The 15,791-nt window shown below is 68.1% G+C and carries 12 protein-coding genes and 3 pseudogenes; 3 read left to right on the top strand and 12 right to left on the bottom strand.

All coding sequences use genetic code 11. From position 1 onward, the window contains the following. Nucleotides 1–284: 284 nt before the first annotated feature. Nucleotides 285–677, bottom strand: a pseudogene (locus ACWDSL_RS33495) (sigma factor); the annotation flags it as partial. A 329-nt stretch (nucleotides 678–1,006) separates the two neighbouring features. Between ACWDSL_RS33495 and ACWDSL_RS33490 the strand changes: the two are divergent. After that, nucleotides 1,007–2,368: an NAD(P)/FAD-dependent oxidoreductase gene (locus tag ACWDSL_RS33490; protein ID WP_450491715.1), complete on the top strand. Its 1,362-nt coding sequence runs from the start codon at nucleotides 1,007–1,009 to the stop codon at nucleotides 2,366–2,368. 124 nt (nucleotides 2,369–2,492) lie between these two features. Here ACWDSL_RS33490 and ACWDSL_RS33485 read toward each other — a convergent pair whose 3' ends face one another. The 6 genes and pseudogenes from ACWDSL_RS33485 to ACWDSL_RS33460 all read right to left on the bottom strand — a co-directional run bounded on the left by ACWDSL_RS33485 (nucleotide 2,493) and on the right by ACWDSL_RS33460 (nucleotide 7,845). Continuing rightward, entirely contained in the window at nucleotides 2,493–2,891 is a 399-nt protein-coding gene (locus tag ACWDSL_RS33485) for a hypothetical protein (protein WP_450491714.1), read from the bottom strand. Continuing rightward, nucleotides 2,888–3,511 (bottom strand): annotated as a pseudogene (locus ACWDSL_RS33480) (transposase); the annotation flags it as partial. The gene ACWDSL_RS33485 and the pseudogene ACWDSL_RS33480, both read right to left, overlap by 4 nt. A 244-nt stretch (nucleotides 3,512–3,755) precedes the next feature. Then, nucleotides 3,756–4,052, bottom strand: coding sequence for a transaldolase family protein (locus ACWDSL_RS33475; protein WP_450491718.1), 297 nt, complete (start codon nucleotides 4,050–4,052; stop codon nucleotides 3,756–3,758). 99 nt (nucleotides 4,053–4,151) lie between these two features. Then, on the bottom strand, nucleotides 4,152–4,340 hold the full coding sequence (locus ACWDSL_RS33470) for a hypothetical protein (RefSeq protein ID WP_450491713.1): 189 nt from the start codon (nucleotides 4,338–4,340) through the stop codon (nucleotides 4,152–4,154). A gap of 12 nt (nucleotides 4,341–4,352) precedes the next feature. After that, nucleotides 4,353–6,401, bottom strand: a complete 2,049-nt coding sequence (tkt, locus tag ACWDSL_RS33465; RefSeq protein WP_450491712.1) for a transketolase — start codon at nucleotides 6,399–6,401, stop codon at nucleotides 4,353–4,355. A gap of 46 nt (nucleotides 6,402–6,447) precedes the next feature. Then, nucleotides 6,448–7,845 carry an FAD-dependent oxidoreductase gene (locus ACWDSL_RS33460; protein WP_450491711.1) on the bottom strand — a complete coding sequence of 466 codons (1,398 nt, stop codon included), beginning with the start codon at nucleotides 7,843–7,845 and terminating at the stop codon, nucleotides 6,448–6,450. A 139-nt stretch (nucleotides 7,846–7,984) separates the two neighbouring features. Here ACWDSL_RS33460 and ACWDSL_RS33455 point away from each other — a divergent pair, with 139 nt between their 5' ends. Next, nucleotides 7,985–8,659: an HAD family hydrolase gene (locus ACWDSL_RS33455; RefSeq protein ID WP_450491710.1), complete on the top strand. Its 675-nt coding sequence runs from the start codon at nucleotides 7,985–7,987 to the stop codon at nucleotides 8,657–8,659. Nucleotides 8,660–8,829: 170 nt separating this feature from the next. Next, nucleotides 8,830–9,111 carry a hypothetical protein gene (locus tag ACWDSL_RS33450; RefSeq protein ID WP_450491709.1) on the top strand — a complete coding sequence of 94 codons (282 nt, stop codon included), beginning with the start codon at nucleotides 8,830–8,832 and terminating at the stop codon, nucleotides 9,109–9,111. A 23-nt stretch (nucleotides 9,112–9,134) separates the two neighbouring features. Here ACWDSL_RS33450 and ACWDSL_RS33445 read toward each other — a convergent pair whose 3' ends face one another. The 5 genes and pseudogenes from ACWDSL_RS33445 to ACWDSL_RS33425 form a co-directional block, all read right to left on the bottom strand. Then, the gene (locus tag ACWDSL_RS33445; RefSeq protein ID WP_450491717.1) at nucleotides 9,135–9,314 is read right to left on the bottom strand and encodes an integrase core domain-containing protein; all 180 of its coding nucleotides are present in this window, start codon (nucleotides 9,312–9,314) and stop codon (nucleotides 9,135–9,137) included. 64 nt (nucleotides 9,315–9,378) lie between these two features. Continuing rightward, nucleotides 9,379–10,026: pseudogene (locus ACWDSL_RS33440) on the bottom strand (IS3 family transposase); the annotation flags it as partial. A gap of 23 nt (nucleotides 10,027–10,049) precedes the next feature. Beyond that, nucleotides 10,050–10,397, bottom strand: coding sequence for a hypothetical protein (locus ACWDSL_RS33435; protein WP_450491708.1), 348 nt, complete (start codon nucleotides 10,395–10,397; stop codon nucleotides 10,050–10,052). A gap of 921 nt (nucleotides 10,398–11,318) precedes the next feature. Further along, complete coding sequence (locus tag ACWDSL_RS33430; protein ID WP_450491707.1) at nucleotides 11,319–12,398, bottom strand: PP2C family protein-serine/threonine phosphatase; 1,080 nt, start codon at nucleotides 12,396–12,398, stop codon at nucleotides 11,319–11,321. Between the two features lie 491 nt (nucleotides 12,399–12,889). Then, nucleotides 12,890–15,391, bottom strand: a complete 2,502-nt coding sequence (locus ACWDSL_RS33425) for a SpoIIE family protein phosphatase (protein ID WP_450491706.1) — start codon at nucleotides 15,389–15,391, stop codon at nucleotides 12,890–12,892. Between the last annotated feature and the right edge of the window lie 400 nt (nucleotides 15,392–15,791).

Below are 15,791 nucleotides of genomic sequence, written 5' to 3'. Positions count from 1 at the left end.
CGACGACACGACAGACCACCACTCCCACAGGATCACCGACCCTATGCCCGACCAGCGAAAACACCGTCCTCAAGCCCGGAAAGACAACAGCTTCTAAAGGTCTTACTAGGGAAGGGCGCACGAGCGCGCAGTCCCTTCACACAGGGCTCGTCGCGGCTCGTCGGCGGAGGAACGCAGCACGTGGACGCATGCCGTCCGCATGATCGATCTCATCTGTCCGCGAGCGTTCCTTCGTTTGTGCCGATTTGGTTGATTTTTTCTCGTCAGGGAGACGAGTCAGCCCGCACCCGCTCCGGCGGGCTCAGCTCCTCCATGGTCAGGAGCATCGCCGAACTGACGGACTCGTCGACAAGGACCGGTTCCGATGCGTCAGACCCTGTCAGCAGCGGTTCCGGCAGCCACGGCCCGACGTAGGTCTCTCGGCGGAAACGGGCACTCTTGAGGATGTCGTACGACCGCCGCGCGGCCATCGTGACCAACCAGGCCCGCGGATCGTCGACATCCCGCAGATCCGCTCCGGCTGCCCGCAACCACACATCCTGGGTCACGTCCTCGGCATCGGCCACACTCCCCAGCCGCCGGTAGGCCACACCGAAGACCGCGGGCCGATGGCTCTCCCAGTCGGCTCCGAGCACGTCCTCCCGCCCAGACGGCCCCGGCGCGTGCCCGTCACCCATGCAGACGCAACCTCCTCCAGCTCGCGGATCCAGAGTAGCCATCCGAACTCGTGATCTGCGGTGCGCCGCACCCGGAGGACGGGCGGACACCAGGCCCGCCTGGAAGCTCCAGAATTCCATGGCTGCCGTCCGGGCTCATAGCAGAGGCGTGACCAGTCCCGGTTCCCTTCCCGGAGCTGTCGCTGGGGCCCAAGCCTCCTCACGTCGGCGCGCACATCTTGCCGTGAGCCACGAGGATGGGTGATAGGAACCGAATGCCGGAGCCTTGTAAAGCCGGTCGCAATGAGTCGGCATCCTGCAAACACAGCTCCCGAGAAGGGAGGGACACCGTGCCGCGCCTCAGGATTCTCGTCGTGGGCGCAGGCTTCGCGGGTGTCGCCTGCGTAGGCCGTCTGGAGCGCCGGCTGGCTCCCGGCGACGCGGACATCGCGCTCGTCACGCCGGTCTCCTACCAGCTGTATCTGCCGCTGCTGCCGCAGGTTGCGGCGGGCGTACTCACTCCGCAGTCGGTGGCGCTCTCGCTGCGCCGCGGAAGGTACCGCACCAGGATTATCCCGGGCCTTGCCATCGGCGTGGACGCCCGAGCGAAGGTCTGCGTCGTCCGCCGGATCACCGGGGAACTGACGAACGAGCGCTATGACTACATCGTGCTCGCGCCCGGCAGCGTGACCCGCACCTTCGACATCCCCGGCCTGAAGGAACACGGGCGTGGCATGAAAACGCTCGCCGAGGCCGCTTACCTGAGGGACCACGTCATCGCCCAGCTCGACCTGGCCGATGCCGCTGTCGACGAGCAGGAGAAGATCTCCCGAATGCAGTTCGTTGTCGTCGGAGGCGGCTACGCGGGCACTGAGACGGCGGCCTGCCTGCAGCGGCTCACCACCCACGCGGTGCGGCGCTACCCACGGCTCGATCCGAGCCTGATCAGGTGGCACCTGATTGACATTGCGCCGAAACTCATGCCCGAGCTGGGCGACAAGCTCGGCCGCAGCGCGATGGAGGTGCTCCAGCGGCGCGGGGTAGAGATCTCGCTCGGCGTGTCCGTCGCCGAGGCGAGGCCGGATCAGGTCACCTTCACCGACGGCCGGGTCGTCCCCTCCCGGACCTTGATCTGGACTGCGGGAGTGGTCGCCAGCCCGCTGGTGGGAACGCTGGGGGCCGAGACGGTGCATGGACGGCTCGCCGTCACCGCGCAGATGACGCTGCCTGGCTTCGACGGCGTCTTCGTGCTGGGCGACGGCGCCGCCGTACCCGACCTGGAGGGGGGCGACGGCGCAGTCTGCCCGCCCACTGCGCAGCACGCCCACCGGCAGGCCAAGACAGTGGCGGACAACGTCATCGCCGCGCTCCGCGGCGAGCCGCTTCGGTCCTACCGGCACAGGGACCTCGGTCTGGTAGTCGACCTGGGCGGCAGGGACGCGGTCGCTAAGCCGATGGGCGTCGAGCTGCAGGGGATGCTCGCGCAAGTGGTGGCCCGGGGTTACCACGTGGGGGCGATGCGCACCAATGTCGCCAAGGTGCGGGCGTTGACGAACTGGATGCTGAACGCTGCTGCGGGCGACGACTTTGTACGGATCGGGTTCCTCGCTGAGGAACAGCCGTCGCTGCGGCACTTCGAACAGACCGACGCCTACATGACACCGCAGCAGGTGCGGGAGCACACCGCCTCACTCAACGCCGACCAGGATTAACGCCGCCGCCCCGGCACGTCGTCGAGTCGTCATACGAGTGACGCCACTCTGAGTGGGCGGTTCGTAACGTGATGTCCGTTTCTGGCTGAGGTGGGAGCAAGGCTGCTGGTGGAGGTTCTGTCGGCTATTGCTTCCTGGCGAAGTTGCCGGTGTCGGCCTCGGTGAGGATCCCGAGTTTGACCAGGCGTTTCAGCTTGGCGCGGGTGCCTTCGACGTTCTTCGGCAGCAGTTCGTGGCCGAGGGCTTCGCAGACGTCCTTGGCCCGTAGCGGTCCGGTCGCGTGGTTGAAGGCGGCGAGGATGCGGGGGTAGTCCGGGTGGTCGGGCAGGTCCGGCGCGACGGCCGGGAGCCGGTCGGCGAGGTCGGTGACGGTCTTGCGGGTGATCGCGAGGTGCTCCAGGTGCGTCCCGGCCTCCCGCAACCGGGTCTGCAGGTCGTCGATCTGTGCGTGGAGGTCGTTGGCCAGGGCCCGGGCGGCTTCTTCCTGGAGGTCCAGGGCATCAGGCGGAGGCCGGATTTTCACTCTGCCGCCGCCTTCGCCGCGCGCCAGGTGGGGGCGTTCGCGCCGGTGAGGCGTCGGGTCATGACGTGGGTTATCGCCCAGTAGACGCGGGAGGCGGAGGAGGAGGGGCGGTGCTCGTAGTCGCGGACCAGGCGCCGGTGCAGTATCAGGATCCCGTAGGTCTGCTCGACCCTCCACCGCTTCGGCTGCGGCACGAACCCCTTGTCTTGCGGGTTGCGTGCGACGATCTCGACGTCAATTCTCAGGCTGGCGCCGTGTTCGACGATCTGGTTCTTGAAGCCCTGGTCGACCAGGGCTTTGCGGACGGTGCCGCCGGTGTGCTCGGCGACCTGGTCCAGCAGGACGATGCCCGCGGCGTTGTCGTGGGTGTTCGCGGCGAGGACGACGACCGCGATGACCAGGCCGAGGATGTCCACGGCCAGTCCGCGTTTGCGGCCGGGCACCCGCTTGGCAGGATTGTGGCCGGTCGTGGAGGCGGGGACCCCGGCGGCCGCATGGACACTCTGGGTGTCCAGGACCACCAGGGTCGGGTCCTCTAACCGGCGGGCGCGTTCGCGGACCTGGCAGCGCAGGAGTTCATGGATAACCTGGTCGGTTCCGTCGTCCCGCCAGGCGGCGAAGCGAGGGTTCGCAGAATCTCGGAGGAGCGCGGGCCGGAACCCGTGCGCGCGGATCCGACGCGTCGGGGTCCTTGGTGCGGGTACTGGCCCACAACAGTCGCTGCATGTGTGCGCCGGCGTTGCCCAGGCGTTGGACCCGGTCCGGGTCCATCAGGGAGCGGTACGCCCGCTACGTGTCCTGCCCGACTGCGAGGCCGAGCCGGTCCCGCAGCTCCTGCGCCACTTCACCGCTGACAGTCGCATCTCAGCGTGACATGAAGACGGAGGCCATCGATCCCATGGCCGGAGCGAGCCCCCGATCCGCCCTGCGCTCGACACCCGTCAGGTACGCGTCGGCGGCAGCCCAGTAGTGATTGGCAGAGAACAGCAGAGTGACATTCACCGGCACGCCCGAGGCGATGCACTCGGTAATGGCTGGGAGGCCTTCGGCAGTATCGGGGATCTTGATGAACACATTGCTCCGGCCCGCTCGGGCGTGCAGTGCCTTCGCCGCTTCGATGGTCCGCGCCGTGTCGTACGCCAGAAGCAATGAGACCTCCAGCGATACCCAGCCTCCACACCGTCCGTTCTCTCATGGATGGGCTGGAAGAGATCCGCAGCGCGCCGAAGGTCTTCGACGGCCATCTCGAAGAAGAGCTCCTCATCGGGTCGTCCCGACGCCGACTTGGTGCGGATGGCGGCGTCGTAGGTGTCCGGGGAGATGGCTTTGTCGAAGATCCACGTAGTTGTCGATGTAGTGCTGGAGACGATCGGAGTCGAGCGCGCCGCGGGTGATGTTGTCGAGCCAGAGGCTCTGCCCGAGCTTGTGCAGGGTTTGAGTCGCTTTCATGTCATCGCCTTCTCAGCTCGCGGCCACCAGTTCGCGTGCCACCTGCGCGACGCGCTCGGGGGTGAATCCGAACTTCGTGAGAAGCTGTTTGAGGGGTGCGGAGGCGCCGAAGGTGTGCATTCCGACGACGGCCCCGTCCGCGCCGACATACCGGTCCCAGCCGAATGTGGAGCCCTGCTCCACCGCGACCCTGCGCGTGACCGCGGGCGGCAGCACCTGGTCGCGGTACTCGCGCGGCTGACGGTCGAACAGCTCCCAGCACGGCATGCTCACCACGCGGGACGCGATGCCCTCGGCGGTGAGCTCCTCGTGCGCTGCCAGGGCCAGCGCCACCTCGGAGCCGGTGGCGAGCAGGATCACCTCGAGCGAGCCCCGGTCCGCGTCCGCTAGGACGTAGGCCCCCAACGCGACACCGGTGGCCGCGCCGAGCCGAGTGCGGTCGAGGGTGGGCAGGGGCTGGCGGGAGAGGACCAGCGCGGCCGGCGCCCGGTGGAGACCGGCGACCACCCGCCATGTCTCGGCGACCTCGTTCGCGTCGGCGGGGCGGAACACCAGCAGCCCGGGTGTGGCGCGCAGCCCCGCGAGCTGCTCGACGGGCTGGTGGGTGGGGCCGTCCTCGCCGACCCCGATGGAGTCGTGGGTGAAGATGTGCACGGTGGGGATCTCCATCAACGCGGATAGGCGAATGGCCGCCTTGGCGTAGTCGGAGAAGATCAGGAACCCGGACCAATACGGACGGAGCTTTGTCAGCGCCATTCCATTGGCCACCGCGGCGGCTGCGTGCTCCCGGACGCCGAAGTGGAGATTGCGCCCGGCGTGGTCATAGGGCTGGAAGTCGCCCGCACCGCCGAAGGTGAGGCGGGTCTTGGTCGACGGCGCCAGGTCGGCGGAGCCGCCGAGCACCCAGGGCACCGCCGTGGCCACCGCGTTCAGCACCTGGCCCGAGGAGTCGCGGCTGGACAGGCCCTTCGGATCGGCGGGGAAGGTGGGCAGCGTGGTCTCCCAGCCGTCCGGCAGCTCACGGCGCTGGATCCGCTCCAATTCGTCGGCGAGCTCGGGGTACGCGCCGCGGTAGGCGTCGAACGTCTTCTCCCAGTAGCTACGCAGCTGGCTTCCGCGTGCGCCGATGCCCCGTGCGAACCAGTCGGGCACACCGTCGGGGATGTGGAAGTCGGCGTCGGGTGGCAGGCCGAGGGCGCGCTTGGTGGCTTTGACCCCCTCCGGCCCGAACGGTGACCCGTGTGCCTTTGGTGAGTCCTCGACCGGCGAGCCGTACCCGATGTGGCTGTGGACGAGGATCAGGGTCGGGCGCGCGGTCTCGGCGCGGAAGGAGTGGAAGGCGCGGCCGATCCGGCCGAGGTCGTTGGCGTCGGCCACGATGGTCACGTTCCAGCCGTAGGCCAGGAAGCGCGCGGCGACATCCTCAGTGAAGGTGATATCGGTGTGGCCCTCGATGGTGACCCGGTTGGAGTCGTAGATCCAGCACAGATTGGACAGCCGCAGGTGTCCGGCGAGCGAGGCCGCCTCGGAGGAGACGCCCTCCATCATGCAGCCGTCCCCGGCGAGCGCGTACACGTCGAAGTCGAAGAGCGTGAAGTCGTCGCGGTTGTACCTCGCCGCCAGCCACTGGCCGGCGATCGCCATGCCGACGGAGGTGGCGACGCCCTGGCCGAGCGGGCCGGTGGTCGCCTCGACGCCGCTCGTCCAGCGGTACTCGGGGTGGCCGGGGCAGCGCGAGTCGAGCTGCCGGAAGGACTTCAGATCGTCGAGGGTCACCGCCGGACGCCCCAGCACCTCGTACTCGGGGTCGACCGTGCGGACACCGGTCAGGTACAGAAGCGACCAGAGCAGGGTGGAGGCATGGCCCTCGGAGAGCACGAAACGGTCGCGGTTCGGCCAGATGGGATCGGCGGGATCGAAGCGCAGAAACCGCTGCCACAGTGTGTACGCGACGGGTGCCATCCCCATCGGAGTTCCTGGGTGCCCCGAATTCGCCTTCTGGACCGCGTCCATGCACAGTCCGCGGATCGTGTTCACCGACAGCGTGTCCAGGTCGGTCATGGCGACGCCGCCCTCCGTGCGCTCGATGGTTGTCTGTTGAGCCTCGCTATGTGTCGGACCGGACGATGGTGGCGAGGACGTCGTTGAAGGCCTCGGTGGAGGTGGGGTGGGTGTAGACGGCGTTGCGGAGCTCGGCCGCCCGGATGCCGTGGCGCATGGCGAGCGCGACGGTGTTGATGATTTCCTGCGCGTCCACGCTGAGCAGGGCGGCGCCCAGGATCTCGTCGGTCTCGGCGTCGAGCACGAACTTCATCACCCCACGGGTGTCCTCGACGATGTACGCACGCGGCATGGCGGCGATCTCGGCGACCGGCTGACTCGCGATCCTCACTCGGTGCCCGGCCGCCCTGGCCTGTTTCTCGGTGATCCCGACGGTGGCCAGTGGCGGGGTGATGAAGACGGTGTGCGGGATGGCGACCCGGTCGGCGGTGGAGCGCTTGCCTTCGCCAATCAGCTGGTCGAGGACGATACGGCTGTCGTCGAGGGAGATATAGGTGAACTGCGGCCCGCCGTTGACATCTCCGAGGGCGAAGATGTGCGGTCGGCTGGTGCGCAGATGCTCATCGACCTCGACCGCGCCGCGTTCGGTGGTGCGCACACCCGCGGCGTCCAGCGCCAGATCGCGGGTGGCCGGTGCGCGGCCGGTGGCGGCGAGGATGGCGTCGGCCTCCAGCGTGTGCTGTTGGCCGTCCGTCTCGTAGACGACGGTCGCGGAGGTTTCGCCGTCACGGATTTCCGAGACGTCGGCCCCCGTGACGATCTCGATGCGCTCCTCCACCAGGATGCTCTCGGCAACGGCGGCAACGTCGTCATCCACCAGGCCGAAGACCTTCGGAGCCGCCTCGAGCACGGTGACCTCGGAGCCGAACTGCCCGTAGATGGAGGCGAATTCGAGGCCGAGGTAACCGCCGCCGATGATCGCCAGCCGTTCCGGGAGGATGGTGGTGTCGATCAGTTCGGTGCTGGTGACGGTGTACTGGCTGGTCCGCAGGCCGGGGATGTCGAGGACGATCGGCTCCGATCCGGTGTTGATGAGGATCGTCTCCGCGGTGATCCTCAGGGGGCCGTCGGCGGTTTCGACGCGCACGGTGTGCGGATCGGTGAACGCGGCGGAGCCGGTGATCACCGAGACGGTGTTCATATCGTTCAGCCCGTCGTAGTTGCCACCGCGGAACAGCTTCGTCAGCGCCTGCGTCTCGCCGACGGAGCGTTCGTACCACTCCTGGGGCACATCCTCCGGTCGGCGCTTGCGGGAGTGGTGGACCAGTGCCTTGGTCGGCACACAGCCGACGTTCGGGCAGGTGCCGCCGTACATCCGTGCCGACCGCTCGACCAGCACCACGCGCTTGCCGAGCCCGCCCATCACGGCGGCCACCGTCTTGCCGCCCTTGCCGAAACCGATCACGAGCACGTCGGCTTGCAGGCTGCGGTCGGTGGTGTCCATGGTCGCTCCCCTTCTCGGCCCTTCCGGGGGTGCTGCTTCCGTCATTTCAACGGCACCACCAACACCGCGGCCCCGCAACTGGCCGCCCCCGGTGCCACCGCGCACCCTGGAAGCAGGCGGAACCGGAGGAGAACGGGTGATGACCGGACCGATAGCAGTGCTCTTCGACATCGACGAAACCCTGGTCCACACCGGCGGCTCGGGAGCCCGGAGTTGGGCCTGGGCCTTCGACCGGTTGCACGGCGTGGCCGCCGATATCGGAAAACACACCTCGGCCGGGGAGACGGATCCGCAGGTCGGACGGGAGACGTTCCGGGCCGTGCTCGGCCGCGAGCCAAGTCACGATGAGATGGCCCGCCTGTACGCTGCGTATCTGTGGCATCTCTCGGAGGACATCCGAACCTCGGAGGGGTATCGCGTCATGGACGGCGTCGAAGACACCCTGCGGCGGATCACGGACGCGGGGATCATCCTCGGGCTCATCTCCGGCGCGATGGAGGGCGCGGCCCGGATCAAGATGGAACCGGGCAGGCTGGGCCGCTATTTCGTGTTCGGGGCCTACGGCTCGGACTCCCCGGACCGGGCGGAGATCACCCGCCTGGCGATGGCCAAGGCCACCCGGCTGCACGGACACGATCTGGGCCGCTCCGATGTCTACGTGGTCGGGGACACCCCTCGCGACATCGAGGCCGCGCACGCGGCGAACGCGACGGCGGTGGGCGTCGCGAGCGGCCACTACTCCGCGCAGGAGCTGCGTGCCGCTGAAGCCGACCATGTGCTCACGTCGCTGACCGAGCCGTTCCCGCACACGTGAGAACGGCGTACGCGCGAGCGGGGGCCGACCCCCGGCTCAGCCTTGTGCCGCGGCGTCCTTCTCCCGGTCGTAGGCGGCCCGCGCCGCCAGCACGGAGAAGCGCTGGAGCCGGTGCCGGGTGGGCCATGAGTTCGGGGCGTCGACCCAGCGGCCGACGCCGGCCTGCCGTCGTGGTTGCCAGCTCCGTCTGTTACGGCCTGCGCGAGCTCCAGGAGATGGAGCGTCAGCGCCAGGAGTTGGAGGCGGCGCAGACCGGGCAGGAGGCTGGTGACTGGCTCCTCGGCACGCGGGGCGGCGCCAGTGGCCAGGCGCTACGTCGTCTCCCCGAACTGCGTGGCTTTCTGGAGATCGGCGGCTGGGGCGGGAGCGTGGTACTCCCGCGGCCCCGCCTGCGCCAACGACCCGACGTTCCCGGTTCGGTCGACAAGCGCGGTGCCGAACGCCTGTACTGAAACGCTCCGGGACTGTGGAAGCTCTATGCGTTGACTCCAGCCGCTGGTTGGGGCTGGAGTTGAGCGTAGTGGTTGGTCTCGTGCTCGTGGGGTGGGATGTCACCGATCGCGCTGTGGAGGCGCTGGTTGTTGAACCAGTCGACCCATTCCCCGGTGCCGAGTTCGACATCGGCGAGGCCGTGCCAGGGCCGACGGGGCTTGATCAGCTATGTTTTGTAGAGGCTGATCTGGGATTCCATGAGCGCGTTCCAGGGCGTCACCGACGGTGCCGATGGAGGCGTCGATGCTGGTCTCAAAGAGGCGTGCGGTGAACGCGAAAGACGTGTATTTACTGTCAGCGTCCGAATGATGAACCAGGCCGGGGCCAACTGGTGTGCTGGCGCGGTCGCGTCGCCGTAGGGCCATGCCGAGGGTGTCGAGGACGAGTTTGGCCCGCTTGCTGGTGGCGGCGGACCACCCAACGATCATCCGGGAGAAGACGTCCGCGACGGACGCGACGTATACGATCCCTGACCAGGTGGCGACGTAGGTGAAGTCCGCGACCCATCCCTCGTTCGGCCGGGACTCGGTGAAGTCGCGCTGTAACAGGCCAGCCGCCCGTCCGTGCCCATCGTCGCGGATGGTGGTGCGGATCTTCCTGCCGCGGCGGGCGCCCACCAGACCCAGGTCCCGCATCAGCCGGGCGACCGTACAACGGGCCACCGGTATGTCTTCACGGTGGAGCTGCTGCCATACCTTCCGGACCCCATAGACGCTGAAGTTGTCGGCATGGACGCGGCTGATCTGCGTCTTCAAATCAGCGTTGCTGACCGCCCTGGCACTGGGAGTGCGCTTCTTGGCGGCGTAGTAGGTGCTCGTTGCGATCTTCATTCCGTGGTCGGCCAGGACATGGCAGATCGGCTCGCCTCCGAACACTTGCCGGTGCTCGTCGATGAACGCTACGAGCGCTTCGACGGCCGGTCGAGCTCGGCCGCGATGAAAGCCGACGCGGTGTGCTGAGGAGGAACCTTCCGCAGCACGTCACAGCCCTCGCTGTCGGGCCACGGCGAAAGCCCGCAGGCCTGCAGCAACTCCGGCATCACTGTAGATGGGTCTCCGGTGGCCACCCAGCGGAAGTGGGCCACCATCATTACGTCATCGAGGCTCTCTCGCACGAACCCATCCACGATGCCTGGGCTGGCCACGCGTTGACGAACCGCGACTTCGCCCGGTTCGACCTCGTTCGCGATCTGCTGGTAGCACCCAGTGTCGGGGCAGCCCTTGAACTCGTAAATCCAGTGACCCATGCCTGACCTCCTGCCGAGAGCAACGAGTGCTCCGCCGATCTGTCAGCCAGGAAAGCTGTGGAAACATCCGAAGGGAGCAACGGTATTCACGTGGTGAAGGCCACACCCGTGACTACCGACGGCAGCACAACTTGAAGGTCCGCGCAGTTGCCGAACACGTGCGACCGTCGGGAGCGAGCTCCGCAGCCTCGGCCTCGACCCTGGTGGTGACTAGCGAGGAGGCCGTGGTGGCTGTGCTGCCAGCCGTCCGTGCTGCGCGTCCTTGCCAACTGGCGCCTCGCCTCGCCCAAGTCCTGCTGCCGGGTGCCGGAAGCTCCGGCGGTGGCGTCCACGTCGTGCCCTTGGGCGTCGCCGATCTCCAGGGCGGGCGATGGCACCGTCGGGCATGACGAAGGCGTCGTACCAGTCTCCGCCGATGTCGAGCCCGTCTCGGATTGGTCGGTAGCGGGCGATCTCCAGGCCGGGGAGGTGCCATGGTCTGCTGCAGCGCCGTGGCCAGCTCGACTCGTGCCTCTTGCAACCTGACGCGCTTCAGTGCCTGGCCTGCAAGGTCGGCAAGAGTGCCCATGAAGGCCCGCCCGTCCGGGGACGAGTGGTGCTCGCTGTCGTAGGTCACTAACCGGGCCCCGAGCGGCTGATCGCCGCCCGGGCTGAGGGAGGTGATCGAGATGGCGTAGCCGGAGTCGAGCTGGTCGAAGTACGGCATCATGGCCCCGTGCGGCCAGCGGCGGATGTAGTCCTCCCGGTTGGGAATGAACTGTGGCTCGCCGGTGCGGATCACATAGGGCAGTGTGCTGCGGGCGTCCAGCGGCAGGCCGTGCAGGGCGGCCACCGGTATCGGGATCCCGGCATCGGAGGAGACGCGCAGGCGGCCTTCCGTGATGAACCCGCTGGTTTTTCTTCAAGCGGACCGCACCTTCGTCACGAAACCCACCGGTTCTCGGAGATCCGGGCCCGGACGCGCGCCCCCTCGCGCTGCAGCACGATCAGGGCCATGTCGTCGGCGAGCGGCCCACCCGTATGCGCCCGCAGGTCTGCGCCGATCCTGCGCACGAGCTCATCCGGACGCTGATCGGCCCAAGCCGTCACTCGCTCCGCGAGGGGGTAGAAGCTGCCCATGCTGTCCCGGGCCTCGGTGACTCCGTCCGTGTACAGCACCAGCCGGTCACCCGGGGCGAAACGGAAGGTCAATGGGGCGTAGTCGGTCTCCGTCAGGGCGCCAAGACCCAGCGGGGGAGCTGGGGCACTGACTTCCAGGGGCGTGACGTGCCCCCCATGCAGCAGAAGCGGCGGCAGATGGCCGAAACTGATCAGACGGGCACAGAGCTGGTCGTCTGGGATCTCCAGCACGGCCGCCGTGACGAAGTGTTCACCGGGCCATTCGTCAGGATCCCCGCGGTTCGACTGGCCCAGGTCCCAGCGCACATCGGACTCCAGGGCGGACGCGAGCCCGGACAGTGTGGAGTGCTGGTGTGCGTTGAAGCGGAAGGCACCGAGGACGGTCTCGATGTCCCCGATGGCCCCGAGCCCTTTGCCGCGCGCGTCCCCGATGATCAGCCGGGTGGGGCCAGGCGCGCTGACCAGTGCGTACAGGTCTCCACCGATACGGGCTTCGGTCTCGGCGGCCACGTACGTCGACGCCAGGGACACCGCTCCCGCGCGTCGCGGCAGTGGCCGCAGCAGCACGGACTGCGCGGCTTCCGAGACCTGGCGCACCCTGGCCAGGTGGCGCTGATGCTGCTCGCGCAGACGGGTGGCGATCAGGAGCAGCGCCGAGAACAGCACCAGGGACAGCATCTGCACGAGTACGTTCTCGGTGGTCAGCGTGCGCCGTTCGGCTCCTGCGACAACCAGCGACGCCAGGGCGAGCAGAGCGGTGACGGCAGTACGGCGGGTGTCAGCGAAGGTGGCGGCGAGCGCGAGCGGGATGACCAGCAGATGGGCGAGGTGGATGTCCGGCGGCAGGAACCAGTCGGCCGCCGGAACCGCCAGGATCGGCACGGACCACAGGGTCACCCATCGGTAGCCCCGCCATCCGCTCGGTGCCCTAGTCGCCTGCAAAGGCGGTCTGCTCTGCATTGTTCTCCCAGGTTCGGCGCGCACGGCAATGAAGCGTCGCTGCTCGGTACGCACGCTGAGCTGCATCAGGGCACAGGGCACCGGGAAGAGCAGCCGTACGTACGTCCACAAACTGCTGTATCCGGCCGCTTCGGCCGTTCTGGCTGCTTCGACCACGTTGCAGATCCACTCCCAATCTCTGAGGCGGACGAAGTCCGAGGTTCACGAAACTTCCGATGCAGTCGTTGGAGTTTTGCGACAAGGCGGGAAGGCTGGATGGGACTTTCCACCCCGACACCGGGCTGCCGCTGGCGTGGCGCGGTGTGGGAGCGTACGTCCGCTCTCCAGCCACATAAATGGTGCGTACGAGTTGACGGTCTTCTCGGGGCACAGGCACTGGCCTCCAAGCGCTTGGGCTGGGCGGGTAAGTGGTTTCACGCACTGGCTGGCAGTTGCTGATCAGCCCAGATGATTTTGCCGTCCGGGATATGGCGGATTCCCCATCGGCGGGACAGTTGAGTGACGAGGAAGAGGCCGCGGCCGTGTTCGTCGGTGGAGCGGGGGTGTCGCACAAGCGGGTGGCTGTGGCTGGCGTCGGAGACTTCGCAGGTCAGCATCTCGTGCCGGATGAGGCGTAGGCCGATCGTGCGGTCGCTGTTGCAGTCGCCGTTGCAGTCGCCCTTGCCGTGGATGATGGCGTTGGTGAACAGTTCGCTGACGATCAGCCCTGTGGACTCGGCTAGGTGTTCCAGTCCCCACTGGGTCAGCTGCCGGGCAGCGAGAGTTCGGGCACGGCTGACGACGGCGGGGTCGCTGGGGAACTGCCAAGAGGCAACCTGGTCTGCGCTCAGCGAGCGGGTCCGTGCGAGAAGCAGAGTGACATCGTCGCTCGGCGGCTTGGCCCGCAGTGTGTCCACCGTCGACGAGCACAGATCGTCCAGCGTGAGGTCGGGCCGTGCGAGGGCCGCGCGCAAACGGTTCATGCCGGCGCTGATGTCCTGGTCGCGGGCCTCGATCAGACCGTCGGTGTAGAGGGCGAGCACGCTTCCTTCGGCGAGTTCCAAAGTTACGGACTCGAAGGGGACCAGTCCGAGGCCGAGCGGTGCTCCGGTGGGCAGGTCGGGGAAGGTGACATGGCCGTACGGGTCGATGACCGCGGGCGGGGGGTGGCCGGCCCGTGCCATGGTGCAGGTACGGGTGACCGGGTCGTAGACGGCATACAGGCACGTGGCGGCCATCGTGGTGGTGGCCGGGTGCCGGGGGTCGGCTTCCGCCTCGGTGAGGCGGATGACCTGCTCGTCGAGGCGGGACAGTACTTCGTCGGGAGGCATGTCAATGTCGGCGAGGGTGTTCATGGCGGTGCGGAGTTGGCCCATCTTCGCCGCCGCGTTGATGCCGTGTCCGACCACGTCGCCGACGACCAGGGCGACGCGGGCGCCGGAGAGGGGGATCACGTCGAACCAGTCACCCCCGATGCCGTGGTGGCTGTCGGCCGGCAGGTAGCGCCAGGCCACATCAGCGGCGGAGCCGCCTGTGGCGTGGCGGGGGAGCAGCAGGCGCTGCAGGGCGAGAGCCGCGGAGCGTTCGCGCACGTATTGGCGGGCGTTGTCCAGGGCCAGCGCTGCCCAGCTGACGAGTTCCTCGGCCAAGAGCAGGTCGTCCTCCTCGAACGGCCTGGGGTCCTTCGTCCGCACGAAGACCGCCACGCCCAGCACTGCGCCCCGGGCGTGGATCGGGACGACCATCAACGAGTGCATGGTGTGCTCGCGGATCTTCTCCGCCCGCGCCGGGTCGTGGTGGTCGAGCCATGTGCCCGGGGATGTGTCCAGCATCGGCTCGAAATGGGATTTCCCGGAGCTCAGGACACCGGTGAAGGGCGAAGTGGGCGGGACGAAGACGGGCTCTCCGCGAGCGAACAGGGACTCCGGCGTTCCCGGGTGGATCGAGGCCAGGCCCGCTCGGCGGAAGACGGGGATGTGTCCGCCCTGTGGGCCGAGATGGGCCAAGGGCTCCTCGCCGAGTGGGACGGACTCCGCCAGGTCGACGGTGGCGTAGTCCGCGAGGAACGGCACGGCGAGGTCGGCCAGTTCCTGCCCGGTCTGTATGACGTCCAAAGTGGTGCCGATGCGCCTGCTGGCCTCGCCGAGGATTGCCAGACGCTCTCGCGCCCGTCGGCTGTCGGTGACGTCCACGCTCACGACGCAGACGCCCAGCGCGCGACCCTGCGCGTCGTCGAGGCGGAAGTAGGACGCCGTCAATATGCGGTTGCTTCGCACATTCGCCGGCAGGAAGGCCTGGTAGTCCACGTTGATCGCCGGGTCGCCGCTCTCCAGCACCTGGCGCATCAGTGCCTCCAGCGTTTCGGCCTCCGTCCCGCGTGCTGCCTCCGTCAGCCTGCGGCCCAGCCGCTCGGGGAGAGGGATGCCGTCCTTGGAGCCCTGGGTGTCGTTCACCTGGATGCAGCGCAGGTGCGTGTCCCGTATGACGACACCGATCGGCAGGCGGCTCGGCAGCGGCAGCGTAGCGAGGAGCGGCTCCGCCACTGTGGCCTCGGCCGGCCACGCGGGAAGCAAGGCCTTGTCGGTCGCGCAGACCACCCACCAGTCCCGGCCGTCCTGCCCGGACAGCGATGACACGCACAGGCGCACGTCGATGATGCGGCCGTCGCGGTGGCGCACCTGCGCGAGGTCGGACCAGCGGCCCCGGAGGGTGCTCTCTTGTGCGGCTTGTGAAGCCTTTGCTCGGTCGTCAGCGGCCACCAACAGGACACCGGCGGACCGTCCCACCACCTCCGCGGCCGAGTAGCCCACGAGCCGCTGAGCGGCCTGCGACCATCCGACCACCGTCCCCTGCGCGTCGAGGAGAGCTATCGCTGGGCAGACTGTCTCGATGGCCGTCTGAGCCTCGGAGACTGCTGTCTCTACGGAACTGCCCATTGCTCTTCCCTTCTGTGTCCCCCGGCGATGCGGTCCCCCCATCTGCTCGGCTGTCTGGTGGATGGATAGGTCCAGGCAGGAGTGATCGAGCTACCAGGCACGGCAGGCCACAGCTCATTCACACCTTCCCCCGACGGTGGCGGCGGTGGTCTCGACCCGTCAGACGTGCTCCGACGGGACCCCTGTCGGGGCCCGGGTGCGGCCAACGGGCCGTCGGCTGACACCGACGGCAGCAACACGGCCGTCCGGTGACTCCCCGCTTGCTCTGCACCCGGGAAAGGCGCCCATGAGCCATAGGGAGACCATCACGGTGCGGTGTCCAGACCGATCAAGCTCTGAGGCCTCGGGGGCGAGCTTCGCCCAGCCCAGACAGCGCGGGTGCTCGGGGAGATGCCGCGGA

Source organism: Streptomyces sp. NPDC000941 (genome assembly GCF_053599555.1).
The sequence above is the reverse complement of the archived record's forward strand: the minus strand, read 5'-3'. Positions and strand labels throughout refer to the sequence as shown.

Excerpts from the sequence above, each read along its gene's own strand:
- ACWDSL_RS33425 (WP_450491706.1), bottom strand. The coding sequence starts at position 15,391 with ATGGGCAGTTCCGTAGAGACAGCAGTCTCCGAGGCTCAGACGGCCATC.
- ACWDSL_RS33460 (WP_450491711.1), bottom strand. The coding sequence starts at position 7,845 with ATGGACACCACCGACCGCAGCCTGCAAGCCGACGTGCTCGTGATCGGT.
- tkt (WP_450491712.1), bottom strand. The coding sequence starts at position 6,401 with ATGACCGACCTGGACACGCTGTCGGTGAACACGATCCGCGGACTGTGC.
- ACWDSL_RS33435 (WP_450491708.1), bottom strand. The coding sequence starts at position 10,397 with ATGGGTCACTGGATTTACGAGTTCAAGGGCTGCCCCGACACTGGGTGC.
- ACWDSL_RS33470 (WP_450491713.1), bottom strand. The coding sequence starts at position 4,340 with ATGAAAGCGACTCAAACCCTGCACAAGCTCGGGCAGAGCCTCTGGCTC.
- ACWDSL_RS33455 (WP_450491710.1), top strand. The coding sequence starts at position 7,985 with ATGACCGGACCGATAGCAGTGCTCTTCGACATCGACGAAACCCTGGTC.